General features: G+C 54.4%; 22 protein-coding genes and 1 riboswitch. Of the genes, 17 read left to right on the top strand and 5 right to left on the bottom strand.

Annotated features, from left to right (window positions below):
* The first annotated feature begins 267 nt into the window (after positions 1–267).
* The 3 genes from KIH39_RS24580 (at position 268) to KIH39_RS24570 (ending at position 3,102) form a co-directional block, all read left to right on the top strand.
* Complete coding sequence (locus KIH39_RS24580; RefSeq protein WP_213496492.1) at positions 268–948, top strand: OmpH family outer membrane protein; 681 nt, start codon at positions 268–270, stop codon at positions 946–948.
* Positions 949–1,035: 87 nt separating this feature from the next.
* Complete coding sequence (gene lpxC, locus KIH39_RS24575; protein ID WP_213496490.1) at positions 1,036–1,974, top strand: UDP-3-O-acyl-N-acetylglucosamine deacetylase; 939 nt, start codon at positions 1,036–1,038, stop codon at positions 1,972–1,974.
* A gap of 33 nt (positions 1,975–2,007) precedes the next feature.
* The gene (locus KIH39_RS24570; RefSeq protein ID WP_246539423.1) at positions 2,008–3,102 is read left to right on the top strand and encodes a Gfo/Idh/MocA family protein; all 1,095 of its coding nucleotides are present in this window, start codon (positions 2,008–2,010) and stop codon (positions 3,100–3,102) included.
* Here KIH39_RS24570 and KIH39_RS24565 read toward each other — a convergent pair whose 3' ends face one another.
* From KIH39_RS24565 to KIH39_RS24550, 4 genes are all read right to left on the bottom strand, one after another.
* Positions 3,103–4,467 (bottom strand): ABC transporter permease, encoded by a 1,365-nt coding sequence (locus KIH39_RS24565; RefSeq protein WP_213496488.1) that lies wholly within the window; start codon positions 4,465–4,467, stop codon positions 3,103–3,105. It abuts the gene before it with no gap.
* Positions 4,468–4,484: 17 nt separating this feature from the next.
* Complete coding sequence (locus KIH39_RS24560; protein ID WP_213496486.1) at positions 4,485–5,198, bottom strand: ABC transporter ATP-binding protein; 714 nt, start codon at positions 5,196–5,198, stop codon at positions 4,485–4,487.
* Positions 5,199–5,221: 23 nt separating this feature from the next.
* Entirely contained in the window at positions 5,222–6,661 is a 1,440-nt protein-coding gene (locus KIH39_RS24555; protein ID WP_213496484.1) for an efflux RND transporter periplasmic adaptor subunit, read from the bottom strand.
* 149 nt (positions 6,662–6,810) lie between these two features.
* Positions 6,811–8,139 carry an ABC transporter permease gene (locus tag KIH39_RS24550; RefSeq protein WP_213496482.1) on the bottom strand — a complete coding sequence of 443 codons (1,329 nt, stop codon included), beginning with the start codon at positions 8,137–8,139 and terminating at the stop codon, positions 6,811–6,813.
* 12 nt (positions 8,140–8,151) lie between these two features.
* On the opposite strand from KIH39_RS24550, the gene KIH39_RS24545 reads away from it, so the two are divergent.
* The 12 genes from KIH39_RS24545 (at position 8,152) to KIH39_RS24490 (ending at position 23,619) form a co-directional block, all read left to right on the top strand.
* Positions 8,152–8,595, top strand: coding sequence for a tellurite resistance TerB family protein (locus tag KIH39_RS24545; RefSeq protein WP_213496480.1), 444 nt, complete (start codon positions 8,152–8,154; stop codon positions 8,593–8,595).
* Between the two features lie 170 nt (positions 8,596–8,765).
* The gene (locus KIH39_RS24540) at positions 8,766–10,346 is read left to right on the top strand and encodes a carbohydrate porin (RefSeq protein ID WP_213496478.1); all 1,581 of its coding nucleotides are present in this window, start codon (positions 8,766–8,768) and stop codon (positions 10,344–10,346) included.
* Positions 10,347–10,465: 119 nt separating this feature from the next.
* Positions 10,466–11,743 (top strand): bifunctional folylpolyglutamate synthase/dihydrofolate synthase, encoded by a 1,278-nt coding sequence (locus tag KIH39_RS24535; protein WP_213496476.1) that lies wholly within the window; start codon positions 10,466–10,468, stop codon positions 11,741–11,743.
* A gap of 16 nt (positions 11,744–11,759) precedes the next feature.
* On the top strand, positions 11,760–12,860 hold the full coding sequence (locus KIH39_RS24530) for a S49 family peptidase (RefSeq protein ID WP_213496474.1): 1,101 nt from the start codon (positions 11,760–11,762) through the stop codon (positions 12,858–12,860).
* Positions 12,861–12,970: 110 nt separating this feature from the next.
* The gene (locus tag KIH39_RS24525; RefSeq protein ID WP_213496472.1) at positions 12,971–13,966 is read left to right on the top strand and encodes an ABC transporter ATP-binding protein; all 996 of its coding nucleotides are present in this window, start codon (positions 12,971–12,973) and stop codon (positions 13,964–13,966) included.
* A complete protein-coding gene (locus tag KIH39_RS24520) occupies positions 13,963–14,772 on the top strand; it encodes an ABC transporter permease (protein ID WP_213496470.1) in 810 nt (269 codons plus the stop codon). The genes KIH39_RS24525 and KIH39_RS24520 overlap by 4 nt, the downstream gene beginning before the upstream one ends.
* Positions 14,763–15,647 carry an ABC transporter permease gene (locus tag KIH39_RS24515; RefSeq protein ID WP_246539422.1) on the top strand — a complete coding sequence of 295 codons (885 nt, stop codon included), beginning with the start codon at positions 14,763–14,765 and terminating at the stop codon, positions 15,645–15,647. Before KIH39_RS24520 ends, KIH39_RS24515 begins: the two co-directional genes overlap by 10 nt.
* Before the next feature lie 236 nt (positions 15,648–15,883).
* On the top strand, positions 15,884–16,957 hold the full coding sequence (locus tag KIH39_RS24510) for a S1 family peptidase (RefSeq protein ID WP_213496468.1): 1,074 nt from the start codon (positions 15,884–15,886) through the stop codon (positions 16,955–16,957).
* Positions 16,958–17,160: 203 nt separating this feature from the next.
* Positions 17,161–18,627 (top strand): Asp-tRNA(Asn)/Glu-tRNA(Gln) amidotransferase subunit GatB, encoded by a 1,467-nt coding sequence (gene gatB / locus KIH39_RS24505; RefSeq protein ID WP_213496465.1) that lies wholly within the window; start codon positions 17,161–17,163, stop codon positions 18,625–18,627.
* 118 nt (positions 18,628–18,745) lie between these two features.
* Positions 18,746–21,433 (top strand): alkaline phosphatase family protein, encoded by a 2,688-nt coding sequence (locus KIH39_RS24500; RefSeq protein WP_213496463.1) that lies wholly within the window; start codon positions 18,746–18,748, stop codon positions 21,431–21,433.
* A 220-nt stretch (positions 21,434–21,653) separates the two neighbouring features.
* Positions 21,654–21,844, top strand: a riboswitch (cobalamin riboswitch).
* 119 nt (positions 21,845–21,963) lie between these two features.
* Positions 21,964–22,764, top strand: coding sequence for a DUF1559 family PulG-like putative transporter (locus tag KIH39_RS26750; RefSeq protein ID WP_246539421.1), 801 nt, complete (start codon positions 21,964–21,966; stop codon positions 22,762–22,764).
* A gap of 204 nt (positions 22,765–22,968) precedes the next feature.
* Positions 22,969–23,619 carry a CPBP family intramembrane glutamic endopeptidase gene (locus KIH39_RS24490; protein ID WP_213496461.1) on the top strand — a complete coding sequence of 217 codons (651 nt, stop codon included), beginning with the start codon at positions 22,969–22,971 and terminating at the stop codon, positions 23,617–23,619.
* On the opposite strand, the gene KIH39_RS24485 is transcribed toward KIH39_RS24490, so the two are convergent.
* Positions 23,616–24,737, bottom strand: coding sequence for a tetratricopeptide repeat protein (locus KIH39_RS24485; RefSeq protein ID WP_213496460.1), 1,122 nt, complete (start codon positions 24,735–24,737; stop codon positions 23,616–23,618). The two genes, KIH39_RS24490 and KIH39_RS24485, sit on opposite strands and share 4 nt — an antisense overlap.
* A 307-nt stretch (positions 24,738–25,044) precedes the next feature.
* Here KIH39_RS24485 and KIH39_RS24480 point away from each other — a divergent pair, with 307 nt between their 5' ends.
* Complete coding sequence (locus KIH39_RS24480) at positions 25,045–25,806, top strand: polysaccharide biosynthesis/export family protein (protein WP_213496458.1); 762 nt, start codon at positions 25,045–25,047, stop codon at positions 25,804–25,806.
* Positions 25,807–25,883: 77 nt separating this feature from the next.
* The gene (locus tag KIH39_RS24475; protein WP_213496456.1) at positions 25,884–26,996 is read left to right on the top strand and encodes a peptidylprolyl isomerase; all 1,113 of its coding nucleotides are present in this window, start codon (positions 25,884–25,886) and stop codon (positions 26,994–26,996) included.
* Positions 26,997–26,999 lie beyond the last annotated feature (3 nt).

The following is a 26,999-nucleotide window of genomic DNA, read 5'->3' as shown; positions in this document are numbered from 1 at the left end:
TAAGCCTCATCCACTCTCTGAAACTCAATTCTACCGAAGAGAAAACAGAACGGACCGGACTCAATCCCCCCAGCTTACCGCAACCGCGAGCAGACCACCTAATCTGCCAGATTTCCGTCTCGAAACTGGGAAAAATCCACCAACTTTCCAAGCCCGGGAAGCTGCCATTGACCCCCTCGAAATCATCGTTTATAAGTCGCTGGAATTCAACAACGATCGGCGCATGCTACAGCGCCTGCCAGAATCTCACGGAAGAGGAGAAGGAAAGTGAAAAAAGTTATTGGTCTGGCTGTGTTGGCGGCATTGCTCGCCAGCGTGGCTGCGTCGCATCTGGAAAGTCCGGTTATGGCTCAGGAAAAGAAGCCCGAAGCTTACCGACCCAAGATGGCGATCGTGAACATTGCCAAAATTCTGAAGGATTACGACAAGGCCAACGCCATGGGCAAGCAGATCTCCGAACTGCGCCAGGGCTACCTGACCAAGGTCAATGATCTGCGCATGCAGTTGAGCGAAAAGAACAAAATGCTGCCTACCATCAGCGACTCCGCCAAGAAAGAAGCTCTCGACAAGGAAATGCGAGCCATCACGCGCCAAATCGAAGACATCGATCAGCAGGCTCAGAAGACCCTGGGTGAAATGTCGAACAATACCGTCGTTACCGTTTACAAGGAAATCAAGGAAACCATCACGGCCATCGCCGAAGCTAACGGCCTGGAACTCGTCATGGCCTATCCCGATGCTTCCGAGCAGAAGGACATGGATTCCCCGGTGGTTGCACAGATTAAGCTGCAGACCCCGGCTCTGATGCCTTTCTACCACAAAAATATCGACATCACGAAGTACGTCGTCGACACTCTGAATCAACGCTATCCTGCTCCCAAATCCACCGCGGGCGCTGGAACGGCCGATCCGCACGTTAAGCCGGTCGGTGCTGGTTTGAAAAACTAAGTTGAATTTCGGTCCTTTGGGGACCGATCAAAACCTTATTGGACGGACTAGAGATAAGTCCGTCCGTCTTCGTTGGGGAAATCAAGGATGATTCTTCCCTTCCCTTCCGGGAAGGACGCTGCTCCACAACCCGCGTTGCGAAGGATCGCGACACGGCAGCAGCGGACCCTGGCAAAACCGATCTCAATGCGGGGCGTGGGCTTCATCACCGGAGTCAACGTCCACGTCAAACTGCTGCCCGCACCTGCCGATACCGGCCTGGTCTTCGTTCGCACCGACCTACCAAATTCCCCAGTTCTACCGGCTCGCGCCGACATGGTCATCGATACTAATCGTCGCACCACCCTGGGAATTGGCAACGTGCAAGTCACGCTGGTGGAGCATTTACTCGCTTCGCTGGCCGGCTTGAAGATAGATAATTGCCGAATCGAACTCGATGCCTGCGAACCACCCGGACTCGATGGTTCTGCCCGGGCTTTCGTCTCGGCCATTACTTCGTCGGGAATAGTTCAACAGGTGGCCGAGCGCACCATTTGGGGGATTACCCGCCCGATCAAAGTGGAAAAAGGAGACGCCTCCCTTTCCTTCCACCCCGGCGACACCCGACAGCTGGAATTGAACTACCGGCTGGATTACGGGCCGCGCTCGTCGATACAGCCGCAAAGCTTTGCAATGCCGCTGACGCCCCAGAACTTCGAGCATGAACTTTCCCAGTGTCGGACGTTCGTGCTCGAATCCGAAGCCTCGGCCCTGTTAGCGCTGGGTATCGGCAAACACTTGAAAGCTTCGGAACTTCTGGTGTTCGGTGCTAAAGGGAAATTGATCGATAACACGCTTCGATTCTCGAATGAACCGGCCCGCCACAAAATGCTCGATTTTGTGGGGGATATCGCACTTTCGGGCATCGAATTGGTTGGACAGATTCTGGCTTATCGTTCCGGGCATCCGCTCAACGTCCAGTTGGCCCGGTCGATTCTGGACCTGCATGAAAAAGCTTTGCAGAAAGAGAATCGCCGAGCGGCTTGAACGAACCTGGAATACTCAGCACAGAGAGTGACGATGAAGCTAAGAATGGCCGTGATTGGAGTGGGGCATCTCGGCAGACACCATGCCCGGATTCTCAATGGACTGCCGGATGTCGAACTGGTCGGCGTGGCCGATACCAGCCGCGATCAGGCGCAGATCATCGGCGAACAACTCAACGTTCCCCACTACTCCGACTTCAATCAACTGCTCGGCCAAGTCGACGCGGTTTCCGTCGTCGTTCCGACGATCTACCACCATCAGGTCGCCAAGACCTTTCTGGAAGAAGGGATTCCCGTTCTCGTCGAAAAACCGATCGCGACCACGGTGGCCCAGGCGGACGATCTGATCGCCACCGCTAAACGATCCAACGTGGCACTGCAGGTCGGCCATATCGAACGATTCAACCCGGCTTTCGAAGAACTGGCCGGTCGTCCGATGCATCCCTGCTTCATCGAATGCGAAAGACACGGACCTTTCACCGGTCGTTCCACCGACATCGGCGTCGTCCTCGATTTGATGATTCACGATATCGATTTACTGCTTTCTCTGGTCGGTTCACGGGTCACCCACGTCGATGCACTCGGCGCTGCGGTGTTCGGCGGCCACGAAGACATGGTCAATGCCCGATTTATTTTCGAAAGCGGATGCGTGGCCCACGTCACCGCCAGTCGCATCAGCCCGAATGCCAAGCGGCGCTTGCGAGTCTGGGCCTCGGAAGGATATGCCGGTATCGATTTCGTCCGAAAGCGGCTGGTACTGGTCCAGCCTTCGGAAGAACTGCGAAAGCATGGCCTGATGATGCATCGGCTCGATCCCGCACAAAGAGCCTCTTTCCAGAATGATGTCTTCACGAAGCATTTGAATTCGCTCGACATGAAGTGCGACCGGCCGGAAGATCAGCTGACTTCCGAGTTGAAGAGTTTCGTGAAATGCGTGCGGTTGAACCTGACGCCGCGAGTGACCGGCGAAGATGGCCGCGATGCTCTGGAACTGGCCGAGCGAGTTATTACCAGTCTTCGCGAACATAAATGGGAAGGTCGGCCAGACGGGGCTGTCGGACCGCGGAACCTGCCGCATGCTCACGGCCAGTTGTTCGAAGTGAAACGCTCGCAGCGCGAAGCGGCCTGATTACTCGTATCGGAGAGCGTCGATGGGATCCAATCTCGATGCTTTCCAGGCCGGGTAGAAACCGAAGGCCACGCCGACAAAGGCCGAGACGGCCACCGAGGCTACTAGAGCGGGAACCGAGGGTTCTGTTCTCCAGCCTAACAGGCTCCGCAGCATCCAGGAGCCTCCTTTTCCGAGTGCCACACCCACCGCACCCCCCATCAGACAGAGTGCAATCGCCTCTACCAGAAACTGCCAGAGGATATCTTTCGGTCGAGCCCCAACGGCCATGCGCAATCCAATTTCCTTGGTCCGTTCGGTCACCGAAACGAGCATTATATTCATGATGCCCACCCCGCCGACGACCAGCGAGATCAACGCCACCGCCAGTAGCAGAGCGCTCATCAGGTTCGAAGTAGCCATCGCCGCCGCCGTGAGTTCTGCCGTGTCGCGGATATAAAAATCGTCGGCGTTTTTCACGCGATGCCGTTCCCTCAACAGCGTTTTGATCTGATTCATCGCCGCTGGAATTTCCTCTTCGTTCTCGATGCGCACACTGATCTGATCGACAAAAGTCGGCAAGGGTGGCGCGGGATAATCGGCGGCCTGAGTCGTCGACTGCTGGGGATACGCATTGGGCTGCTGACTGGGAAATTTGCTGGTGGAAACCGTACCCGTTGCCGAAGCCGCCGCGGAAGCGCTCTGGTTCGTAGTCTGAGCCGTTTGGCCAGAGACTTTGAATTTGATCGTTCGCCAAGGCGCAATGAGAACATCATCCTGATCCGAACCGAAGGTATTGGCACCTTTGCGAGCCAGAATCCCGATTACTGTCAGAGGCGTATTGTTGACTCGGACCGTCTGCCCCACGGCCGCTTCGGAACCGAAGAGTTCGCGGGCCACCGTCTGACCTAAAAGGCAGACGCCTGCCGAGCCATTCACTTCCTGAGTCGTGAATGCCCGGCCTTCATCGATATCCCAGTCCCGAAGTTTGAGATATTCCGGTGTGGTGCCCAGAATCGACGGGGGAACCCAGTTTTTATTTCCCGCGACGATCTGAGTTCGAGCGCGCACTGTGGGAGCCACGGCATAAGCAGTCGGGACTTCCTTGATGATCGCATCGCAATCGCCGGGTGTGAGTGTCGGGGTGCTACCCCCCCCAAAGCTCACGCCGCCGCTCGCAGCCTGGCCGGGGAAGATCAGAAGCGTATTGGCGCCGAGGCTCTGGATACTTTCGGAAACCGCTTTTTTGGATCCTTGTCCGATCTCGACCATGGCAATCACAGCGCCTACCCCAATGACGATCCCCAGAGTGGTCAGGGCCGAGCGCAGAATGTTGCGTCGTAGAGCCAGAATCGCAACACGGAAGGTCGGAGGCAACAAACTCATTTCGATCTCACTCCGGCTTATGCAGGGACCGGTTCGGTACCGGGGGCAAACGCACCCGAGACAATCAAACCGTCCATAACTTTGATCGATCTCTTGGCCGTGGCCGCCACGTTCTGATCGTGAGTTACGATGAGAACGGTCAGCCCCTCTTCTTCATTCAACTTTTGAAACATCTCCAGAATTTCACGACTGGTTTTGGAATCGAGATTCCCGGTCGGTTCATCGGCCAGAAGCACCGAAGGATTATTGATCAGCGAGCGGGCCACCGCCACACGTTGCTGCTGACCGCCCGAGAGTTGCGAAGGATAATGGTGCATTCGCTCCGCCAGACCCACTCTTTCAAGCAGCGCGACGGCGCGGTCGCGGCCTTCGCGCTCCGTCGGACGCGGGTAAGCGTACGTCAAAGGCATCATCACGTTGTCGAGCGCGGAGGTTCGCGAAAGCAAGTTGAAGCTTTGAAAGACGAAACCGATCTTACGGCCGCGAACCGTAGCCCGGCCTTCGGGCGTCAGTTCGGAAACGTCTTCGCCATCGAGCCAGTACTTGCCCCGCGACGGTCGGTCCAGACAGCCCAGAATATTCATCAGGGTAGATTTTCCGCCGCCGGAAGGCCCAATCAGCGCGGCTAACTCACCCTGGGCGACGGTCAGAGAAACACCTTTGAGAACGGGTACTTCCTGTTCGCCGAGTCGATAGATTTTCCAGACGTCTTCGACGGTAATCAGTTGCATGCTCGCGAATCTCCTTCCGACGGCTATTTTTTCTTCGGGCTGCCGCCGAATTTCATCGCAAACGGATTTTGTCCCTGATCCGTGGCGAGGGCCTTCACCTCACCGACGATCACCTGCATATCCGGCTTAAGATCCCCGCCGACAACCTCGGTACTGTTGCCGTCGCTGATTCCGAGCGTTACGGACACCGAATGCAGCATGCCGTTCTCTTCGACCCAGACGAGCGAAGTGGCTTTGGGAAATTCTTTGGTAGCCTTTCCCTCCTTATCCGAGACCGGATCATTGGACGGGGCCGGAGATTGCATCACTTTGCTCTGAGCTTGAATGGAAGGCCGGTAGCGAAGAGCGGCATTGGGAACGAGGATAACATCCTTTCGGTAGTCGACTTCAAACTGCAGGTTTGCCGTCATATAGGGCAGCAGCTTGCCGTCTTCGTTTGGCGTAATGACTTCGACCGTGTAGACGACCACGTTGTTGGTATTGGTCGCATTCAGGCGAATCCGGCTCACTTTGCCGGTGAATTTGCGATTGGCATGAGCATCCACCGTGAAAGTGACGGTCTGGCCCACGCGAATCTGGCTCACGTCGGCTTCGTTCACCGAAGCCCAGACCACCATGCGGGTCAGATCCTTGGCGATCAGGAACAAGCTGGGAGTGTTGAAGGACGATTGTACCGTCTGCCCCAACGTGACACGCCGGTCAATGATCGTGCCTTTGACGTTCGAGGTAATAGTGCAATAACCCAGGTTGATTTCGTCCTGCTTCAAGGCGGCTTTAGCCGTCATCACCGCGGCCTCGGCATCGCCCACCGCCGCTTCGGCATCTCCCACCGCTGCCTTGGCATCCACTTCGGCAGCCAAGTTCTGCACTACAACCGCTTCCGAAACAGCGAGGGCGGCGTTATTGATTTCAAAATTGGAGAGAGCCAAATCGTAATCGGATTGAGACTGGGCACCGCTCACACCAATTTTCTTGGCCCGCTCCCAATCCCGCTTGCTCTGATTGGCTTTCGCAATCGACTGTTTCACGTCCGCTTGGGAACGCTGGGTGTTTGCCTTGGCTTCTTCCACCTTGGCTTTGGCCTGTTCCAGTTTGGCTTTGGCCTGACCGACTTTCTGTTCCGAAGAACGGAGCAATGCCCGAGACTGATCGACCTTGGAAACGAATAGCGAATCGTCAATCCGTGCCAGTACGGTGCCGTCATCCACCGGCGAACCGTAATCGATAAACCGGCCATCGGTGCCCTTGCCGAATTCCTTGATCAATCCGGGTACCTGAGTTCCGACATCGACGACATCTTCCGGTTCCAGAGTTCCCGTCGCGCTGACCGATGCAAGTAGATCGCCGCGAATAATCGGTTCTTTCCGGAACGAAATCTGGGACGTATTGGTGTTTGCGAGATACCAGTAACCGCCGCCGCCAATACCTGCCAAGAGGATGAGGAAGAAAATCAACCTGCGCATTTTGGAGCACTCTAACTTGAAATCGGGGTGGGTCGTCGCCGTAAACGCGTAGAAAACAACATAAACAGATTATCTATAGAATGTAAGCTCATCGGCTTACAAATAGTAATTTTGTCAGCAGTTTCTCATCAAGCTCTTCCCTTGTCAACCTATTCATGCCGCAGAGCCTCAATCGGATCGAGTCGAGCCGCCTTACGAGCCGGATAACTGCCCGAAACCAAACCTACCAGAACCGAGGTTCCGAAAGCCACCAGGGGGGACCACAATTGTATGATTGTGGGCAGACCGAATACCTCGGTAATGATTTCTGTCAGGCCGATGCCGATGCCCACACCCAAAAGTCCCCCGGTGCAGGTTAAGACGAGCGTCTCCACCAAAAATTGCAAGGCAATATCTTTTCGTTTGGCTCCCAACGATCGACGGACACCGACTTCGCGAGTTCGTTCGGTCACCGTGGCCAGCATGATATTCATAATACCGATACCGCCGACGACCAGCGAGATCATGGCAATCGCCCCGAGAACAAGTGTAAACAACTGTTGGGTCTTTTCCGCCTTTTCCAAAAGATCCAGCGGGACGGCGATCTGCACATCCTTGTTCGGATGGTAGGCTTCGATCAGGCTCTCCAGCACGCGGGCGGTCGCTTTTACCCGATCGGTCGAATCGACAGTGACCGTGATCTGGCTCATATCCATAATCTCGATCTGAATCCCGGCCTTGATCGAGATCAATTCTCTGCCGAAACGGGCCCGGTCACTGGAGAAAGGGATGAAGACGACGCGACTGAAATCGGCACTATTACCGGTTTGACCGCCGGTCGCCAGAATTTTCGGCTCGGTAACCCCGATGATGACGAACGACTTGGCCCCTTCCAGGTCGTCGATGCTGATTGTGCGCCCGATGGGATCAGAGGTCGGGAATAGCTTCTCCGCGGTGGCCGAGCCGATGATCGCCACGTTGGCGAAGGTGCGTTCGTCGACTTCATTGATATTCCGGCCCTGGCTGAGCTTGATGTTGTTCTGCTTCAGAAAATCGGAAGTGATGCTGACGATGCGGGCTTCGAGATTCTTCTCGAGATGGCGGACTGTCTTTCGAAATTCCCGCATGGGGTTTGCACTGGTGATGCTGGGAATAGTAGACTGGATGCGAGCGAGATCGGGAAAGGTCAGGCCATAGGCGCTAATATCGGTATTCGTTTTTTTGTCGGCTTCATCCTGCGGTTTGACGCTGCGCAGGATGATGGTGTTCGCGCCCAGGTCTTCGAGTTGCTTCAAGGCTTCATAACGGGCAGCTTCGCCGACGGCGAGCATGACGATTACCGAGCCAACACCCAGAACAATCCCGAGAATCGTAAGAAACGAACGAAGCTGGTGGGCAGCCAGACTGCGCAGCCCTAGCTTGACGGTGTGTTTCAATCGGTAAAGCGAGATCATATATTCCAGTATCCCGACATTTGCCCCGAACGCAAGTACTTTCATCGGACGGTTGCCATGGGTCTATTCGACAATCTTTTCTCCGACGAACAACCTTTTGCCAATTTCGGTACGGGGGAAGCCTACGTGGCCGTTTTGCAATGCGCGGCGGCCTGCGATGGGATCGTCGCCGAGAGCGAATCTCGCAGTTTGGCCTCCGGACTTCTACGAATGAAACTCTTTCGAGATTGGCCTGCCCACAAGATCCAAGCCGTCCAGGACGAGTGCGAGAAGATCCTCAAACATAAAGGGGTAGAGGGGCTACTGAAGATGGCCACACCCTTACTTCCCGACGAACTTCGGGTCACGGCTTTTGCCAACGCCTGCGACCTGATTCTCGCCGACGGCATCGTTGAGGATGTGGAACGAAAATACCTCGAGCTACTCTGCGAACATCTGCAGATCGATCAGGACACCGCCATGAACGTCGCTGAAGTTATGATCATCAAGAATCGAGGCTAGCAAAATCTGTCCTGCAAGTTCACAATCTCGTTTCAATCCTCTAATTCTCTTCCGATGATCGGTTGAAATGCGTTAAACTTTTCCGTTTGTGCGGATTGTATCTACATTTCTGAGCATAAACTGGCCGATTGAAACAAGGAGTTGTCTATCTACAACGCAGCAGGACCTGAATGAGTCGCTTGCTTCCGAAGTTCGTACTTATCGTCCTATTGAGCCTGTCCCTGGGCTTTTCGAGCTTCGCGCTGGCTACCGACCCTCCCAGTCAAGATGGGAAAGATAACTCGAAGGACGATCCGAAAGCCAAATCCAGCTCCGCGGAAGCTAAGAAGGATAAGGAAGATAAAGACAAGGACGAAAAGGATAAAGATAAGAAGGACGAGAAGGATAAGAAGGACGACGATTCGGATAAAAAAGAGAAGGAGAAGAAGCTCAAGCTCCTGCCGGAGGGCTGGAACTTCCACGCACAGACGACCATTATTCCGAGTTTTGATGCCGGATTTCCTGCCCGATATTCCGGTCCCAACAGCCTCAGCCCGAATGCCCAACGCCAGGGTACCGTCACCTCGGATATCTTTCTGGGAATCCCTTTATGGGAGGGGGCCTCCTTCCACACGGATCTACTGATGTGGCAGGGCTTCGGTCTAAGTAACAGCTATGGCCTCGAAGCCTTTCCCAATGCGGATGCTTATAAAGCCGGTACCTCCGACCCCCGATTTATGTTTTCCCACTTTTTCCTGCGGCAAGACTTCGGCTTGGGGGGAGAACAGGAAGATGTACCCGATGGCCCTTTGACCTTACCGGGCAAACGAGATATCTCCCGCTTTACAGTCACCGCCGGTCGGCTGAGCGTTTCCGAACTCTTCGACTACAACACTTATAATCACGATCCGCACTCGCAATTTATGAGTTGGTCCAGCACCATGCTGAGCTGGGATTTTCCGGCGGATACCATTGGCTACACCACCGGGATTGCCCTGGAGCTGAATCAGCCCGATTGGGCATTAAGGTATGGTTGGTTCCAGTTGCCGGGCAATCCCAATGGATTCACTTCCGACGACCGAATTTTCGCTTATCCAGTTTCGAGTGGTGAAAAAACCTCCGATGGGGAGTTCTGGAAACAATGGGGGATGATCACGGAATTCGAACAACGTTGGAAGATCGACGATCATCCGGGAGCCATCCGCTATCAGGCCTGGCTCGACCAGGGAAGATTCGCCAGCTTCAAGACGGCTACCGCCCTGCTCCTGGCCTCACCGCCGTCTTTGGATACTCCTCAAGGTGCGGAAGCAACCGTTCCTCAGTCGGCCTTCGGGTATCATTTCAAATACGGTTTTGGAATCAACTGGGAGCAGGAAGTCGCCAAGAACGTCGGTATCTTCGGGCGACTCGGCTGGCAGGACGGCCAGACGGCCGCCGCCGCCTATAACGATACGAATTGGAACGCCCAACTCGGTATCAGCCTCAAGGGAGCCGCCTGGTGCCGTCCGGGGGACACCTTCGGTTTTGTGGGTAACTTGGCTGGGGCCTCTTCCGCCCAACAGGCATTTTTGAGAGCGGGCGGAACCGGTATTCTGAACGGCGACGGCTTTTTGAGCTACTCCCCGGAGAAATCCCTGGAAACCTATTACGACATCGCCATTGAAAAGAATCTGCACCTGGCCTTCGACTACCAGTTCTTTATGGACCCGGCGTTCAATCGGGATCGCGGACCCGTCAATGTCTTTCAGATTCGACTGCACTGGGAATATTAAGAGTAGAAGGGCACTTGAGTCAAACGACCGATTGCGATCCATCCCTCGAATCCGATCTTGGCTCACGCACTCAATTCGCTATTACGTTTTCTCCTCTCGCTCCTACGATATTCCTTGAAATGCTCACTCCTGAAGATGCACTGAATTACTGGTACGGTCGAATCGATTTCGAGAAGCGTGCGGCGCAGCCCGGCGAACTCAAGCTCGATCGCATGCGACAACTTCTGCGACACCTCGGCGATCCCGATCGTCACTTGCGGATCGTTCACGTCGCGGGAACCAAAGGAAAAGGCAGCACCTGCGCCATGCTCGCCAGCATCCTGCAGGCGGCGGGCTATCGCGTGGGCCTATTCACTTCGCCGCATCTGGAAGATGTCTCCGAGCGGATTCAGGTCAACGGAGTTCCCATCAGTCGGGAAGAGATGCTGGCCCGGCTGCGCGAAATCGAAAAATGCGAAAAGAAAATCTCCGCTCCCACTGGGCAGAAAGCCACCTTCTTTGAGATCGGTACCGCGCTGGGCTTCGCGCACTTCGATTGCCGACGGGTGGATGTTGCCTTGATCGAAGTCGGCTTGGGCGGGCGCTTCGATTCGACCAACGTGGTAAAACCTAAACTTTGTGTGATTACTAACATCAGTTACGATCACATGAACATCCTCGGCAACACACTGACGCAAATCGCTTACGAAAAGGGCGGCATCATCAAATCGGGGGTGCCCGTGGTCGTAACGGCCCAGGCTCCCGAAGCCGTAGCGGTTTTCCGCCAGCTGGCCCAATGCCGGAAATCGCCCTTGCTTCTTGCTGGGGTCGACTTCCCAACGACCGTGGATTTTCCCGTCTCTTTGCCCGGGGCACATCAGGAAGTGAACGCGGCTGGGGCCGTGGCCGCCGTGCAGCAGTTGCGGCGGCAGGGGCTGACAATTCCGGACTCGGCCGTACGCTACGGGCTGGCGAATACGAGTTGGCCTGCCCGCATTCAGATCGTGCATCAACAACCGCGAGTGATTCTGGACTGTGCCCACAATGTCGCTTCAGTACAGGCTCTGGTTCAAACGCTGCGACAGGAAGTAAAAAATCCGGGCCCGAAGATATTAATCGCCGCCATATCGAGCGACAAACAAGTGGCGGAAACCCTGACAGTATTAGCCGAGTATTTCGATATCTTTTATTTGACCAAATATTTGAACAATCCCCGCAGCACGCCGCCGGAAGAGTTGGCCCGGATGGTAAAAAAAGCCAAGCCCGAAGCGGATATCTGTTTGTTTTCCCAGGCCTCTGAAGCCTGGGCCGCCGCCTGGGAGCGAGCCGACACAGAAACTACTATCGTCGTGACTGGTTCGGTTTTTTTGGCAGGCGAATTGCGGGGAATTATTGAAAAGACCGTCCAGCAACCGTGACACGCAAGGAGTGACCGTGGCTGAAAAAAATCAAAGACCGCTGCAATGGATACGGATACTGTTGTTCATCCTCGTTATGGGCTCCTTCGCCGCCAACCTGGTGCTCTGTGTGGCCTTGAACCTGCTGGTACCCAAGGATGAGCTTCTGGTCGAGTATCCCTATAAGGGCCAGAACGAAAAAACCAAAATCGCCATAGTGAAAATCGATGGGCTTCTGATGGAAGGTTTTCTCGATTTTGCCCACGAGCAGATTGAACAGGTCTGTTCCGATCCGCATGTTAAAGCGGTCGTCCTGAGAATCAACAGCCCGGGCGGGACGATCAGCGCCAGCGAAGTTCTGCATCGCGAGATCACCGCGATGGCCAAGGGTACGCACCGCTTCAGCGTGAAAGATCCTCGTCCGCTGGTGATCTCCATGGGGGCACTGGCGGCGTCGGGCGGCTACTACGTCGCCATGCCGGGAGAGTATATTTTCGCCGAGAACTACTGCCTAACCGGTTCGATTGGGGTCTATGCCTCGCTGCCGAACATCGCGGAGTTCGGCAAAAAGTATGGGCTGAAAATGGAATTGATCAAAGCCGGGGATATCAAAGCGAGCGGCTCCCCATTCCATGAGATGACCCCTTCGGAACGAGCCCCTTGGCAGGAAATGGTCGATAACGCTTACGATCAATTCCTCGAAGTCGTTCAAAACGGCCGACCGAAACTCACCAAGGCCAAGCTGACCGATGTCCTGTTCCAGAAAGAAGTGCCCGAACGCAACGATAAGGGAGAGGCCATCAAGGATGCCCAGGGTAAGCCGCAGTTTGTGCGCGTGCAGCGCAAGTTGGCCGATGGAGGCACTTATACGGCCAAGCAAGCGCTAGAATATGGCCTGATCGATGAAATAGGTACGCTGGATCAGGCCATCGAGAAGGCGGCCACGCTCGCCAATATCTCCAACTACAAAGTGATCGTCTACCAGAAGCATCTGCCGATCTGGGAACAATACCTCGGCCTGAAAGTGAAGCAGCCGAGCTTGAACCCGGCTCAACTGGCCAACCTGTTCGTTCCTCGCGGCTGGATGATCATGCCGGGGGCCGACCTCTCGGCCATCCTGAGCGGCGGTTCGAATTAACTCAGCCGAAGGAGGATCCGAAAAATCTTTTTCGGATCCTCGGACTTAATCCCTTTTTGACGCACGCCCGACTTAGACACCCCCTTGGCCGAGTTGCTAAGATTAAGGTAATGCAAGATTCCATTCGAACTGAAAACCTGACCCGTACATTCCGCGGCAAGAAAAAGACCAAAAAAAATCCCGAGGGCGGTAAGGACTTCATCGCCGTCAACAACGTTTCGCTGTCCATCCGCGAAGGGGAACTGTTCGGCCTGCTCGGTCCTAATGGGGCCGGCAAGACAACTCTGATCAAGATCCTCACCACCCTGCTGGCACCGACCTCGGGCCGGGCCTGGATCGATGGTCACGACGTGGTGACCGAACCGCAGGCCATCCGGCCCAAGATCAACCTGGTATCCGGTGGCGAATCGTGCGGCTACGGTGTGCTGAACGTCCGCGAAAACCTCTGGCTCTTCTCGCAGATTTACGGCGTGAGTAATTCCGACGCCAAGGAGCGGATCGATCGCATTCTCGAAGTGGTTGGTCTGGCGGATAAAGCCAGCACCCGCATCAGCCATCTTTCCACCGGACAGCGACAGAAAATGAATTTCTGCCGGGGGTTCATCACCGATCCCAAGATTCTCTTTCTCGATGAACCGACTCTGGGCCTGGACGTCAATGCGGCCCGTTCCATTCGATCCTTCGTGAAAGAGTGGCTGCGCGAGAAACCGGATCGCACGATGCTGCTGACCACTCACTACATGAGCGAAGCCGATGAACTCTGCGATCGGCTGGCGATCATCGAACGGGGGCAGGTTCTCGCTTGCGATACTCCCGCGGCGCTGAAGAAAAAGGTTCAGGAATATACCCAGTTCTCCTTAACCGTCTCCTCCGCAGTGGATCTTTCGAAAGTGCCCGGCGTACACAAGGCCACCACGATCTCAAAAGAAGAACTAACGGAGATCAAAGTTTCCTTGCTCGATGAATCGGCCATCGGAAATGTCGTGAAGTATCTGGTGGAAACCGGCGGCAAGATTGTTTCGCTGAAGAAAGATGAACCGACGCTGGAAGATGCCTTCATTGAGCTGGTCGGCCACGGGTTGGACGACAAGGAGGCCTCCCTGTGAGTTCCTCCTTCGGGTTATTTTTTCGTACGATCATCGCTAGGGCCTACCCTCGAATTATCGGGGTGCGACGGCAGCCCTCCTGGGTAATTCATGAGGCCATTCTGCCGCTCTTATCCGTCGCGGCCTACGCATACATCTATCGGGCGATGAAAGCTCCGGAATCCTATATCGGATTCGTGTTGCTTGGCGGCGCGATGACCGCTTTCTGGTTGAATGTCCTCTGGTCCATGGGCGCGCAGCTGTATTGGGAGCGGAGTTCGGGAAACCTCGAACTCTACATCATGTCCCCGAGTTCCATGATGGCGGTGCTGGCCGGGATGGCACTGGGAGGAATGCTCCTGACCATGGTCCGGGCCAGTGTGATTCTGCTGACGGGCATCCTGCTGTTTCAAATTCCCTTTCACGCGAGTAGTTGGCCGCTGTTGATCGGCGTTTTCCTTCTGACACTGTTAGCCCTGTATGGCTTAGGAATGATGTTCGCCTCCGTGTTTTTGCTTTTCGGACGGGAAGCCTGGCACTGGGTCAACCTGCTTCAGGAGCCGGTCTATCTGCTCACGGGCATGAATTACCCGCTTCGTATCTTCCCAACGTTACTGGCCAGTTGTGCCGCAGTGATTCCCTTGACAACCGGGATGGATGCCATGCGGCAGATCCTTTTTGCGGACGCGGGATTCTTCCCGCTCTGGCTAAATATCCTCACACTGTCCGGTTTGTCGATTTTCTATCTGTTCCTGGCCTGGCGCATGCTGAAGTTTCTGGAACGTAAAGCCAAGGAAGAGGGCAAGATCACGGTGAAATGGCAATGACATCACTCGAAGTGAAAAAGAAAACGTTTCGCTGGGCACTCTGGCTGGGCTGGCAACTCGACAGCAACTGGACCGAGCCCTGGCTGTTTGCCATTTACGTACTGGTGAAACCGCTGACCAGTTCGCTGCTTCTGGTCTGCATGTACTTTGCGGCCCGGCAGGTCACCCCCTGGGTGCCGGTCGATTTTCTGCCTTACATGTACATCGGCAATGCCTGCTTCATGCTCATCGGCTCGGTGATGTTCGGCATGAGTCAGGCCGTGTTGACCGATCGGGAACATTACCGGATGCTCAAGTACATCTATATCGCTCCCGGGCACTTGCAGACGTACTTCGTGGGCCGCGCCATCAGCGGAGCATTTCAGGCGGTGCTGGGAGGATTGATCAACATCACGATTGGCGCTCTCACCTTCCCCGAAGTTCGGCATGCGTTAACTCGCCAGCCCACCGAATGGGGATGGCTGGCGGTTTATCTGGTGCTGGGTACCATGCTGCTCACCGCTTTGGGACTGATTCTCACAGCCATCGTGTTAAATATGAACCGGCAGGGGATGTTCCTTTCGGAAGGCATCTCCGGAATTCTTTACCTGGTTTGCGGCGTGGTTTTTCCGATTTCGATTCTCCCGCACTGGCTGAGCTGGGTGAGTGTCATCCTACCCCCGACTTACTGGCTGGAAGGGATGCGGCGGGCGATCCTCGGGGTTCCTGCCGAGAAGTTTTTGGATTCTCCGCTGAGTCACTGGGGACATCCGGCCCTGGCGGCCGCCCTGGCCGGGACAACGCTGGGACTCCTGATCCTCTCGCAATTCGTTTTCCGCTGGAGTGAACGCCGAGCCTGGAGGTTGGGGAAATTCGAGGAGCAATCGGGGGCTTGAAGATAAAAATGCAGCTCGTGTCCATCAAAGAGCGGATAATTTGCTTTCGAAATACCTCTTAATTTCGGGAACTCAAAGTCGATTAAAATAATCCAAACGAAAAGCCCTGCCGTTTCGTTGAGAGTAGTAAGCTTGTTACGGTTTTTGCGCTTGACCGGCGTAATGACCCGGTTAACATATAAAAACACTCGATAAATCTCTCTTGATCTGCTCAGTCTTCCGAGAGGAAAAATTTCATGAAATTCCGTTTTAGTCTGTTGGTTCTCGCTGCTCTCATTACCTTGAGTTTTTCGACGGGTAAAGCCCAGGCTCAAGGCGATAAAATCTACGAAAAAGGCATCAAGTCGACGGTCTGGATTGTAGTGTCGAAAAAAGGCACGATGGGATCCGGCTCGCTGATCGACTACAAACAGCGCTTGGTTCTGACCAATTATCACGTGGTTACGGACGCGGCCACAGTGAGCGTGATGTTCCCCATTTACGACCCGGCCACCAAGGAAATGTTGAAGTTGCGCGAAGATTATTTCGAGAAACTGCGACAGAACTATGGCTATGTGGGCAAAGTGCTCTTTGCGGAGAAGAAACGCGATCTGGCTCTAATCCAACTCAGTCCCAACGCCAAGTTACCCGCGGGTACAGAAGCCGTCGAACTCGCGGACAAAAGCCCCAACCCCGGAGAGCGCGTCCACTCCATCGGAAGTCCGGGTGCCAGCAAGAGCTTATTCGTCTACACCCCGGGTAATTGCCGACAGGTCTACAACGTCCGTTCTCTGGTGGGTAGCGGCGCTGATCCGAGCGATAATTTTGAAGTAAATTGCCGAATGATCGAAACCGATTCCCAGGTGAATCAGGGAGATTCCGGTGGCCCCTTGTTTAACGACAAAGGTCAGCAGATTGGGGTCACGGAAAGCTTCTCCTCGGGCAGAGCGATGAGCCATTTCGTGGATCTGGCCGAAATCAAGGATCTCTTGAAAGAACACAAAATCAAACTAACACCGAAGAACGATTCAGATAAGAAAGATTTAGCTAAGAATGAATCACTTCTGAAACCTTTAAAAGAAGAACCTAAACCTACGGAAGAAAAGCCCGCTACTCCTCAGGAAACCGAGAAGAAAGATCCTCCGAAGAAGAACCCAGCTTCGGAGAAAGATGAAAAGGCCGCTAAACAGCAACTGGGTTTCATCAAATCCATGCTGGCTGTTGGTCAGAAAGATAAGGCTCGGGATCGAATCAACAAACTGTTGAAAGACTATCCGGATACCGAGGCGGCTAAGGATGCCAAGGATATTCTGAAGACTATCGACCAGTAATCGCAATTAACTCAATCGCACACCAGGGTGTTCAGGTTGCTGAACACCCTTTTTCGTTTTCAGGTGCTAGCCCTATGAAATTCTTCGAATGCGATGTCGAGGCCCGACGTCGATGCAAATTGTTGATAGCATAACCTTTTGACTGGAACCCCTGTCTTGTAATTCAGAAGTGAAATTTGAACCGCCGGGCAATGGAGTTTGGGATGGCCGAAGCCGAATATGAAATTGTCGTTGGACTGGAAACACACGTTCAACTACTGACCAATACCAAGCTGTTCTGCGGTTGTACAACCCGATTCGGTGCTCCGCCGAATTCCCAGGTCTGTCCGGTCTGTCTGGGTATGCCCGGATCGCTGCCCGTGATGAATCGCAAAGCGTTCGACCTCTCCTTGAAAGCGGCCCTGGCGCTGAACCTCCAGATCGCCCCGTTCACCAAGTGGGATCGCAAAAACTACTACTACCCCGACCTGCCCAAAAACTTCCAGATCAGCCAGTTCGACCTGCCCTTCAGCAGCGAAGGATATCTGGAGATCGACGCGGGCAAAGGCCCCAGGAAAATCGGCATCTTCCGGGCTCACCTTGAGGAAGATGCCGGGAAGTCGATGCACGACGAATCGGGACGGGGCGGCGACACCAAGGTCGATCTGAACCGTACCGGCACCCCGCTGTTGGAAATCGTCTCCAAACCCGATATTTCGAGTCCCGAGGAAGCCAGGGCCTACCTGGAAGAGTTGCGGCTGATGCTTCGCGAAATAGGCGTTTCCGATTGCGAAATGCAAGAAGGTTCACTCCGTTGCGATGCGAACGTCAACATCCGCATCCTGCAACCCGACGGCAGCAAAATCCCGACCCCAATCGTTGAAGTGAAGAACCTGAACAGCATCAGTTCCGTGGAACGGGCTATTCGACATGAGGCCGTCCGGCAGTACGAACAGTTTAAAAAAGACGGCGAACGCTTGAAACCAGGTAATAAGACGACGGCCCGCTGGATCGAAGCCAGCGAAAAAACCGTGGTCTTACGAAGCAAAGAAGAGAGTGCCGATTACCGCTACTTCCCGGAGCCCGATCTCGTTCCCGTGGTTGTGAACGAAAATCAGCTGAAACAGGCCCGCGCGGAAATGGGCGAACTCCCCAGCGAGCAGCGGCAGCGCCTACAGACTCAATACGGTCTCAACTCCTACGATTCCAAGGTACTGACCGCCAAAGGCCGGAAACTCGTGAAGTATTACGAAACCGTGGCTGCGAAAATCGGCGATGGTAAAGCGGTCTGCAATCGTATCAGCGATCTGATCTTCCCGGCCTTGACCTCCCGGAACGAGGAAATCGAACAATTCCCGATTTCCGCGGATACCTTTGCCGATTTCCTGAAGCAGACCGCCACGGCCGGTCAGGATCCGCGCCGCAAAACCTTCGAATACATGCTCGAACACAACTCGGGCATCAAAGAGGCGATGGATGCCCTGGGTATCAAGGACGCCAGTTCCTTCGACGAGGCCAGCCTCCGCAAGTCGGTCCTGGAAGCGATTGCGGGCAACACCAAATCGGTCGAGGATTTCAAAAAGGGCAAAGCCACAGCCGCCAATGCCATTCTGGGCGCGGTGATGCGAGCCAACAAAGGGGCCCCCAACGAGTTGGTGCGCAAAATCCTGATGGAAGAACTCGCCAAGTAAATCGTGTCAGCGGTGAGGACTAACCCTCACCGCTGCAATCTTCATCAAAAATCTATTCCCCTTTTTTCGCCTCGCTAGATATGCTGATCTTCGTTGTATTACACCGACGAGAATCATCATGCCGACCAAATCTCTGATTGCATTGAGCGCGCTGGGCCTCTGCTGTCTGGCCTTATTTGCCGGGCTCGATCCCCGCTCGAGAGGACAGGCTCCCGCCGAAGGAAAGCCCCAGACGAAAGCCGAAGTCAGAGAGCCGCGCGTCCTTCCCGGTTTGTTGAAAACGGGATTCGTACAGCTTCCCAATCAATGGAAATTGCGTCCCACGGGTCGGCAGGTGGAAGTCGGCGATCTGCCGACCAATATCGCCGTGCATCCTTCCGGCCAGTACATCGCGGCCATAACCGGCGGCTACAAAGCCCACGAAATCATCATTCTCGATGCGGCGAAATCCAAACAGAAAGTCCTGTCGCAGGTCGTGGTCGATCAAACTTTCACCGGGCTCTGCTTCTCGAAAGACGGCAAAAAACTCTATGTTTCCGGCGGCGAAATGGAGGTCATTCACGAGTACGACTTCACGCGGGGACTCCTCTCCAACGCTCAGAGCATCAATCTCGCCGGGATCGCCCCCAAATCGGTCGTGGGCGGACTTTCGATGGATGCCAATGGCCGTGAACTTTTCTGTTGCCAGACCTGGGGGGATAATGTCATCCGTATTCCCGTCGATAATCCGGCTAATCGCACAGTGATTGCCATGGCCGGACCCAAGACTAAGCCCGAACCCAAGAAAGATATTAAGCCGCTCGGGGAACTCCCCAGCCCCAGCGACAATCGCAAAGATCCGACTACGGAGACCAAGAAAGAATCCCCACCCAAGTCTCTGGCAAACCCCTGCCATCCGTATCTGGCCGTTGCGGATAAGGACAACAAGAAACTCTACGTCAGCCTCTGGATGGCCTCCTGCGTCGCTGTGATCGATCTGGAAACCAACGAGGTGACGGGTCACCTTCCAACTGCGAGTCATCCAACAGAGTTGATCCTGAGCCCCGACAGCACGACGCTTTATGTCGCTTGTGCCAACTCCACTCAGGTTCACGTCTTCGACACCACCAACGGCAAGCCGTTGCAGGTGATCAACGCGGCCATCCATCCCAACGCGCCTAATGGCAACACCCCCTGCAGCCTCTGCCTGACACCGGATGGCGAGATGCTATTCGTAGCCAATTCCGATGCGAATAATCTGGCGGTTTTCAATGTCAGCGATCCGCAACTGGCCAAACCACTCGGCTTCATTCCCACCGGTTGGTACCCGACCAGCGTGCGGTTTAACCCGGTGACCAAACAGCTGGCCATCGCCAACGGCAAAGGACTTTCTTCGAAGGCCAATCGCGGTGGACCCGGGCCTTACTCTCGCGGCAGTCTGAAAGAATACATCGGTGAGTTGCTCAACGGTACCATTGGCTTCCTGGAAATGCCGAATCCGCGTGAGCTGGCCAACTACACCAAGACGGCTTATCTGTGCAGTCCCCTGCAAAAAGACAGCGCGGTTAATGCGGATAATGTGGAACCGGGAAATCCCATTCCGGTCAAGCTCGGCGGTGCTTCTCCGATTAAGCACGTCATCTACATCATCAAGGAAAACCGCACTTACGATCAAGTTTTCGGGGACTTGCCGCAGGGCAATGGCGAACCGGAACTCTGTCTGTTCCCCGAAGCCATCACGGCCAATCATCACAAACTGGCGAAAGAGTTCGTCTTGCTGGATAACTTTTATGCCGACGGGGAAGTGAGTGCCGATGGACACGAATGGTCGATGGGCGCTTATGCCACCGATTTCGTGGAGCGGGCCTGGCCTCTGAGTTATCGGGGCAGCCCGAAAAATCGTTTCGGATATCCCAGCGAGGGAGCAATCGATTACATGTCCCGACCCAGCGGTGGATACATCTGGGACAAAGCCGCTGAAGCGGGCGTAAGTTACTTCACCTTCGGGGAATGGGTGAACAACGTGGGGATAGTCAAGCCCGATGGAACTTTCGCCGACTGCAAGGCGAGCGTACCCGCGATCGAAGGTCATTTCGATCCGCAGTTCCGGGCCTACGATCTCGAGTATCCGGACGTCAAACGGGCCGAACGGTTCATCGCCAAGTGGAAGGAATTCGAAGCCAAAGGCGAAGCTCCCCGACTGACGATTTTGAAACTGCCCAACGATCACACCTCCGGCACGCGCGTCGGCAAACCGACGCCGACCGCGATGGTAGCCGATAACGACCTGGCTTTGGGCCGCGCGGTCGAAGCCGTGACCAACAGCATATTCTGGAAGGATACGGCCATCTTCGTACTCGAAGACGATACCCAGAACGGACCGGATCACGTCGATGCCCACCGCTGCCCCGTGCTGGTGATCTCGCCCTACACCAAACGTCAGTACGTCGATTCCACGCTCTACTCGACGACCAGTATGCTGCACACCATGGAATTGATTTTGGGACTGAAACCGATGAGCCAGTTCGATGCCGCCGCACGACCACTCTATGCCAGCTTTACCGCCAAGCCGGATTTCACACCGTACAAATCGGTGGAGCCGAAAACCGATCTGAAGGCAAAAAATGTGGCGGGGGCCTTTGGCGCTGTCTGGAGCGAGTTGGCCAATCTCGAGAAGGAAGATCAGGCCGACGATCTGAAGTTCAATGAAGTCATTTGGAAATCGGTGAAGGGGGCTCAAAGTGCTATTCCCGCGCCGGTGCGGGCTGCCTTCTTCTACTCGACCAAGAAAGAGGACGATGACGACGACGATGAGGACGACAAGTAAAGTTGCCGAGGGATTTTAATTTCTCTTCGCTCGCATCCGGCCATAATATTAAGCGTTCTCGCCGGGTGCGATTTTCATTTCTGCAGTGGAGAAATGCGTCCGACCGTCCATTTTTTTCTTTTTCGGCTAAGAGGATTTGGCCGCGGTTTTTCTAGGTTTTCCGCGCGGGCGAGATCACTTGCCCGCAAAAAAAACCAACAACCATCTCAGTGATTCATAGAATCAGCAAAACTCAATTGGTTCTTTCCGGCTTGCCGGAAGGATGAAAAGGGAAAACGGTGAAAATCCGTTGCGGGGCCGCCGCTGTAATCGGCGAGACTTTCGATTCATAACCACTGCGAAAGCGGGAAGGAGAATCGAAAGTCGCGTTAAGCCGAGAGCCAGAAGACCTGCCAGTCGAGTCGACGTTCGGAGCTTCGGCACCAAGAATCCGAGACGGCCATGGGTTTCGTTCTGCATATTCGCAGGCACATTGCTGTCTATTGGTCCGTTGCCTCCACTTCTTGCCCGGACCGGCAGAAAGGAACTCCATGTATCGTCGCAGTTCTTCTCGTTCCGCATTCACCCTGATTGAGCTTCTGGTAGTGATCGCCATTATTGCGATCCTGATCGGGCTCTTGCTGCCCGCCGTTCAGAAGGTGCGCTCCGCCGCCGCTCGAATTCAATGTGCCAACTCGGCCAAACAACTCGTTCTGGCCCTGCACAACTACGAATCGAGTAATCAGGTACTCCCGCAGGAGTATACCCCCTTCCCCAATGGCGGCCCGGCTCCCGCCTATCTGACTTCCTATTGGTTTGCCCAGACCAGCTACGCTTCGAACTGGAATCTGATCGTCGATCCCACAAAAGGGATTCTGTCCCCGTATTACGAGCAGAATTATAAGGCCGTCACTTGCCCCGCACTCAATTGGCAGAATCTCAAAGGGTACGTTCAATATCCCGGGCCTTCCGGCCAGCCGATGACAGGCGGCTATGGGTACAACAAAGCGCTGGGCGGGACGAAATTTGTGAACTGGTCGACGAGTGCGACCTACGCTTTTTCGGAAGTGGCTTTGTTAGTCGACGGTACTCCGGCGAGCCTTCAAGAATCGACGGCTCTGGTTCCTCCGATTCCGCTTTCCCCCGCATCGTCCTGGGGTACCTACCAATCCTTTACGCATTTTCGGCACGATCGCCTGGCTTGCGTCGGATTTTTAGATGGGCATGTGGAAACGCTCTCTCCAGTGACGGTCAGCCCCGATCCCTCCTGGTCCCAGAATTTCTTAAAGGGGATTCAGGTGAATAACCTCGGCTTCCTTTTTAATTCGACCGTTCCTTACAAGGGGTATTAGTAGAGATTGCGCACCCGAACAAAGGGAGCTGCAGTGATGACCGCTTTTCTTTATTGTTGAAAAGTCGTCTTCCCTCTCCGCTCCCTGAAAATTTAGGAAGTTAGAGGCCGAATATAATTTGTAAAGAACCGGTTGGCTGGTTCAGGAAGATTCATTACATTAGAAACGAATCTTCTTCATTCTTTGAGCCCGAGAGTATCCCTGGTGAGTGCCAAAACTTCGCTCGGCGTAAATCTCTCCGGCTTTTTACTAGTCTTTTACCTGCTCTGGACGAGTTGGGCCTATCTGCTGTTTCATTATCCCGCCGAATTAGATTGGGGAATTCTAAAAGCCCTGGTCCGACTTCTGGTATGGGTGCTACCAGTGTTCTTATACGTGCGACTGGTCCTTCATCGCGAGCCCTTTCAATATCTCGGTTTAATTCAAAATGTGCGAAAAGGGCTTCTCTACGGCTTAATCGCCTCCGTCCTCTATCCTGGATTGATCGCCGCATATCGAATGCTGTTTGAGGAAGCTAAATTTCAAGTTCCCGAGAAGTGGAATAGTTGGCTGAACCCGATTCTCTCTGCCCCTCTGGCTGAGGAGATACTGTTTCGTGGTTTTGTGCTCCAACAATTGATTGAGATTACAACTCGTAAAAAGGCGCTGTTAATCAGCGCGATGTTATTCGCGATTTCGCATCTGCCTTATTGGGTGCTTACCGATGAGATGACCGGGATCGATTTGCTTCTGGCACAGTTGAAGATTTTCTTTTACGGGCTGATTTTCGGGGCGTTGTTTCTCATCGCGAAATCGCTCTGGGCGTCCATCACTCTCCACACCATCAATAATTTTCTATCGATCGCAGTGACTTAAACGCGATAGGGCTTATGTTCCCGATAGAGTTGAAGTCGGCTCCGCAATTCGAGCAGCTGTTCCTCGGAAGCGATATCCAGTGCACGGTTCTGGGTTTCAATCGCTTCATCGAAAAGACCATTGGCCGCTTGTGCCACGGCCAGAGTGTCCAGAAATCCCGCCATCTCGCCATGCGTTAAATCGCAGGCGGCCCGGGCATCTTCCAGCGCTTGTTCCACATCGGCCAGTCGGCTATCGGTGGTCGTCGCTCGCAGCCAGGCGAGATAATTCAAAGTAGCGGGATTTCGCGGATCAATCGCGCGGGCCTGTTCGTGATCCAGAATCGCTCCGGCGATGTCCCCCGCTTCGGAACGGATGGAACCCCGGAAATTCCAGGCATCGACGTGATCGGGATGAAGCTTCAACAACCAGGTCAGATCATCCACAGCCCGATCGAGTTCCAGATTCTGCTGGTGCAGCCGGGCTCTCAACCAGAAAGCCTCGGCAGAGCGGGGATCGAGCCGAAGAACCGTATTCAGATCCGCGAGCGCTGCATCGATCCGGCCCAGTTGGGCGAGCATTTCGGCGCGGGCAATGTAGGCTTCGGGATTTCGGGAGTCGTAGCGGATCGCCCCGGAGAAATCGGCCGAGGCTTCGGAATATTGCCCTAGCGATTTGTAGACCCGGCCTCGGTTCAACAGGGTAGCCACCGACCTCGGTTCCCGCCGCAACGCCTCGGTGAGATCCCGCAGGGACTGCGGATAGTGCCCGGCCATCGCTAGTACCACCCCCCGGCCGTGCCAGCCGTTTGCCTTACGCGGATCTAATTCGACGACTTTGCTGAAATCCTGCAGGGCTCCCGCGTAGTCTTCAATGGCCAGTCTGGCTTCGGCCCGTTTTATCCAGGCCTCGGTACAATTCGCGTCGAAAGAGATCGCTTTGTCGAAGTTATCGATGGCACTGCGATACTCTTTGCGTTCCAGCAGGACTTGCCCGCGGAGCAAAAAGAGTTCGGGATCATCGGGAATGACTTCGATAGCGGCCGTGAACGCTTCAATGGCTCGGTCGAATTCCCCTTTGCGGGAATAGACCTGTCCCACTTCTCTCCAGGCTGAAGCATCCAAAGCGGAAAAGTTCATGAGCTCGCCTAATTAGGTCCCCGTTTACTGTAAAGGATTGTGTCTCATAAACTTGAAGGGTGCAAAGCACCGTTGTGTAAAAAATGCATTCCGCAGCCTGCGGAAACTGCGCAAGCTGTCATCATTGTCGTGACCGCTACGCCTTGGTAATCCGGGCAGGCTGGGAACGGATTGTTGGATGCATCTTCAAATTATCGTCAGACACGTTTTCTCCAGCAGGGGACAATCACCTCTTTTGATCAACTAGAACCGCATGGGAGTTCGATGTAGATGATGGGTTATCCTCTATCTACCGTTAATTCGATCTATGCGGTTTAGTTCGAAAATCCGGTGCTATTTCCTCGTAGGCGCCCTGCTGATCGGCTGCTGCATGCCCGGTTGCGCCTCCCGGCAGGCCCAAGTCCGCAAAATTATATCCCAGCCGATCCCCCAAAAGGAATACTCTCCGCAACTCGATGCTCTGGCATATCAGGTGGCGTTCCCCGATCGCTTGAATCTGGAGGTGGAAGGGCGCCCGGAACTGAATGGAAATCACCTCATCGCCGTGGACGGCAAACTGCAACTCCGCGACCAACAGATTCCAGTCGAGAATGAAAGCCTGGCCGAAGTCCGTAAGCAACTGAGCCAGCTCTTCAACGTACCAGTGGAAAAGATCCAGGTCCGCGTGGCCGCTCATCAAAGTAAAGTTCTGCTGATACACGGGGCGGTCGCGGGCGGCACCCGGCATATCGATTATCGTGGCCCGGAAACGGTTCTGGAAGTGTTGGAACGGGCGGGCGGTCTGACCATCGATGCCGACTTGCAGCAGATTTATCTGGTCCGCAGTAATGTCATTAATGGCGGGAAACAGGAGGTCATCGATATCGAACTGGAGAAGATCCTGATCGACCACGATACCAAATCGAATATCTTGGTTCGACCCAACGACGAAATTTACGTAGGAGAGAATCGTCGGGCAAACTGGGCAAAGATCCTTCCCCCCTTCATGATGCCCATTTATCACAAAGTGAGCAGTTGGATCCCGGGCCTGAATAGTACAAAAACCAATTCACCCGAAGAAAAACATTAAATACACTTGCATTAATGTCCGAGTTCGTCTATTTCCCGTACCCACTTGAAAGAAAATTTTCTGGGGGAACTAAATAGATGAACTTTCAAACCAAATACCAACTGCGGGCATTGAGCCTGTTGGGGGCCGGTTTGCTGATCGGCCATTTCTCGACCACGAACCGCTCGAGCGCACAGGCACCTCAAACGCCTGCCTCGCCGTCCATCAAACAAGTCTCGGCCACCACTCCCGCCGCTCCGAGCGTCGTACCGAATGCGGAACGTCGCGTCGTTGGCTACATCTACGGCAACATACCGCTGTACCGGGATGATTTTGGCGAATATCTCATGGCCCGCAAAGGGGCGGAGAAGTTCGATCTTTACGTCAATAAGAAGGTGATCGAAGTCGCCGCCGCCAAGCGCAACATTACTGTGAGTAATGCTGAGATCGAAGCCATCATCGATCAGGATTGTGCGAATATCGCCCAGCGCAGCGAATTCCTCAAGATGATCACAAAAAACTACGGCGTCTCCATCTTCGAATGGAAAGAAGACGTCATCAAGCCCCGCATCATGCTCTACAAAATGGGTAAAGAAAAGATCGATGCGATACAGATTGCCGATTCCGAAATCCGGGCTAAGTACGACATCATTCACGGTAAGCGCGTGAAAGTGAAAGTGATCGTCTGGCCGGAGAGTGAAGAAACCATGGCCATGAAGGCCTACGAGAAACTGCGCAGCAGTGAGGAAGAGTTCGATCGCGTGGCGCGCAACCAGGCCGACGGCACCCTCGCCTCCAAGGGTGGCGAAGTGCTGCCCTTCGCGAAGGGTTCGACAGGAGATGATCGACTCGAAGAAGCGGCCTTTAAATTGAAGCCGGGTGAGACCAGCGCCATCGTCAAAACCAAAGGTCGCATTTTAGTGATGCGCTGCACCGGTTACGAAGAGGGTGCGCCAGGGAATTACGAAAAAGAAAAGGTCGGAATCGAAAAAGAGCTTCGGGAGAAAAAGATCGATAGGGAAGTGCCGAAGATCATGGCAGCCCTGCTTGAAGAAGCAAAACCTCAGAAGTTCTTCAATCCGCCTAACACAACGGAGAAGGAACTCAAGCAGAACGTTGAAAAAGAATTGAAAGAAGCGGGCCGATTAAATCCCGCGGATGCGAAGGAACCGGGACAATTAAATCCCGCGGAATTGAAAGACAAGAAATAAACG

The sequence above is a fragment of the Telmatocola sphagniphila genome (assembly GCF_018398935.1).
GTDB classification, from domain to species: domain Bacteria; phylum Planctomycetota; class Planctomycetia; order Gemmatales; family Gemmataceae; genus Telmatocola; species Telmatocola sphagniphila.
The sequence above is the reverse complement of the archived record's forward strand: the minus strand, read 5'-3'. Positions and strand labels throughout refer to the sequence as shown.

Bases quoted from the DNA above. Each gene is read 5' to 3' on its own strand.
- KIH39_RS24545 (WP_213496480.1), top strand. From the start codon at position 8,152: ATGGGTCTATTCGACAATCTTTTCTCCGACGAACAACCTTTTGCCAAT.
- KIH39_RS24485 (WP_213496460.1), bottom strand. From the start codon at position 24,737: ATGAACTTTTCCGCTTTGGATGCTTCAGCCTGGAGAGAAGTGGGACAG.
- KIH39_RS24570 (WP_246539423.1), top strand. From the start codon at position 2,008: ATGAAGCTAAGAATGGCCGTGATTGGAGTGGGGCATCTCGGCAGACAC.
- KIH39_RS24560 (WP_213496486.1), bottom strand. From the start codon at position 5,198: ATGCAACTGATTACCGTCGAAGACGTCTGGAAAATCTATCGACTCGGC.
- KIH39_RS24565 (WP_213496488.1), bottom strand. From the start codon at position 4,467: ATGAGTTTGTTGCCTCCGACCTTCCGTGTTGCGATTCTGGCTCTACGA.
- gatB (WP_213496465.1), top strand. From the start codon at position 17,161: ATGGCCGAAGCCGAATATGAAATTGTCGTTGGACTGGAAACACACGTT.
- KIH39_RS24550 (WP_213496482.1), bottom strand. From the start codon at position 8,139: ATGAAAGTACTTGCGTTCGGGGCAAATGTCGGGATACTGGAATATATG.
- KIH39_RS24555 (WP_213496484.1), bottom strand. From the start codon at position 6,661: ATGCGCAGGTTGATTTTCTTCCTCATCCTCTTGGCAGGTATTGGCGGC.
- KIH39_RS24475 (WP_213496456.1), top strand. From the start codon at position 25,884: ATGAACTTTCAAACCAAATACCAACTGCGGGCATTGAGCCTGTTGGGG.
- KIH39_RS24515 (WP_246539422.1), top strand. From the start codon at position 14,763: ATGGCAATGACATCACTCGAAGTGAAAAAGAAAACGTTTCGCTGGGCA.
- lpxC (WP_213496490.1), top strand. From the start codon at position 1,036: ATGATTCTTCCCTTCCCTTCCGGGAAGGACGCTGCTCCACAACCCGCG.
- KIH39_RS24510 (WP_213496468.1), top strand. From the start codon at position 15,884: ATGAAATTCCGTTTTAGTCTGTTGGTTCTCGCTGCTCTCATTACCTTG.
- KIH39_RS24540 (WP_213496478.1), top strand. From the start codon at position 8,766: ATGAGTCGCTTGCTTCCGAAGTTCGTACTTATCGTCCTATTGAGCCTG.
- KIH39_RS24500 (WP_213496463.1), top strand. From the start codon at position 18,746: ATGCCGACCAAATCTCTGATTGCATTGAGCGCGCTGGGCCTCTGCTGT.
- KIH39_RS24480 (WP_213496458.1), top strand. From the start codon at position 25,045: ATGCGGTTTAGTTCGAAAATCCGGTGCTATTTCCTCGTAGGCGCCCTG.
- KIH39_RS24535 (WP_213496476.1), top strand. From the start codon at position 10,466: ATGCTCACTCCTGAAGATGCACTGAATTACTGGTACGGTCGAATCGAT.
- KIH39_RS24525 (WP_213496472.1), top strand. From the start codon at position 12,971: ATGCAAGATTCCATTCGAACTGAAAACCTGACCCGTACATTCCGCGGC.
- KIH39_RS26750 (WP_246539421.1), top strand. From the start codon at position 21,964: ATGTATCGTCGCAGTTCTTCTCGTTCCGCATTCACCCTGATTGAGCTT.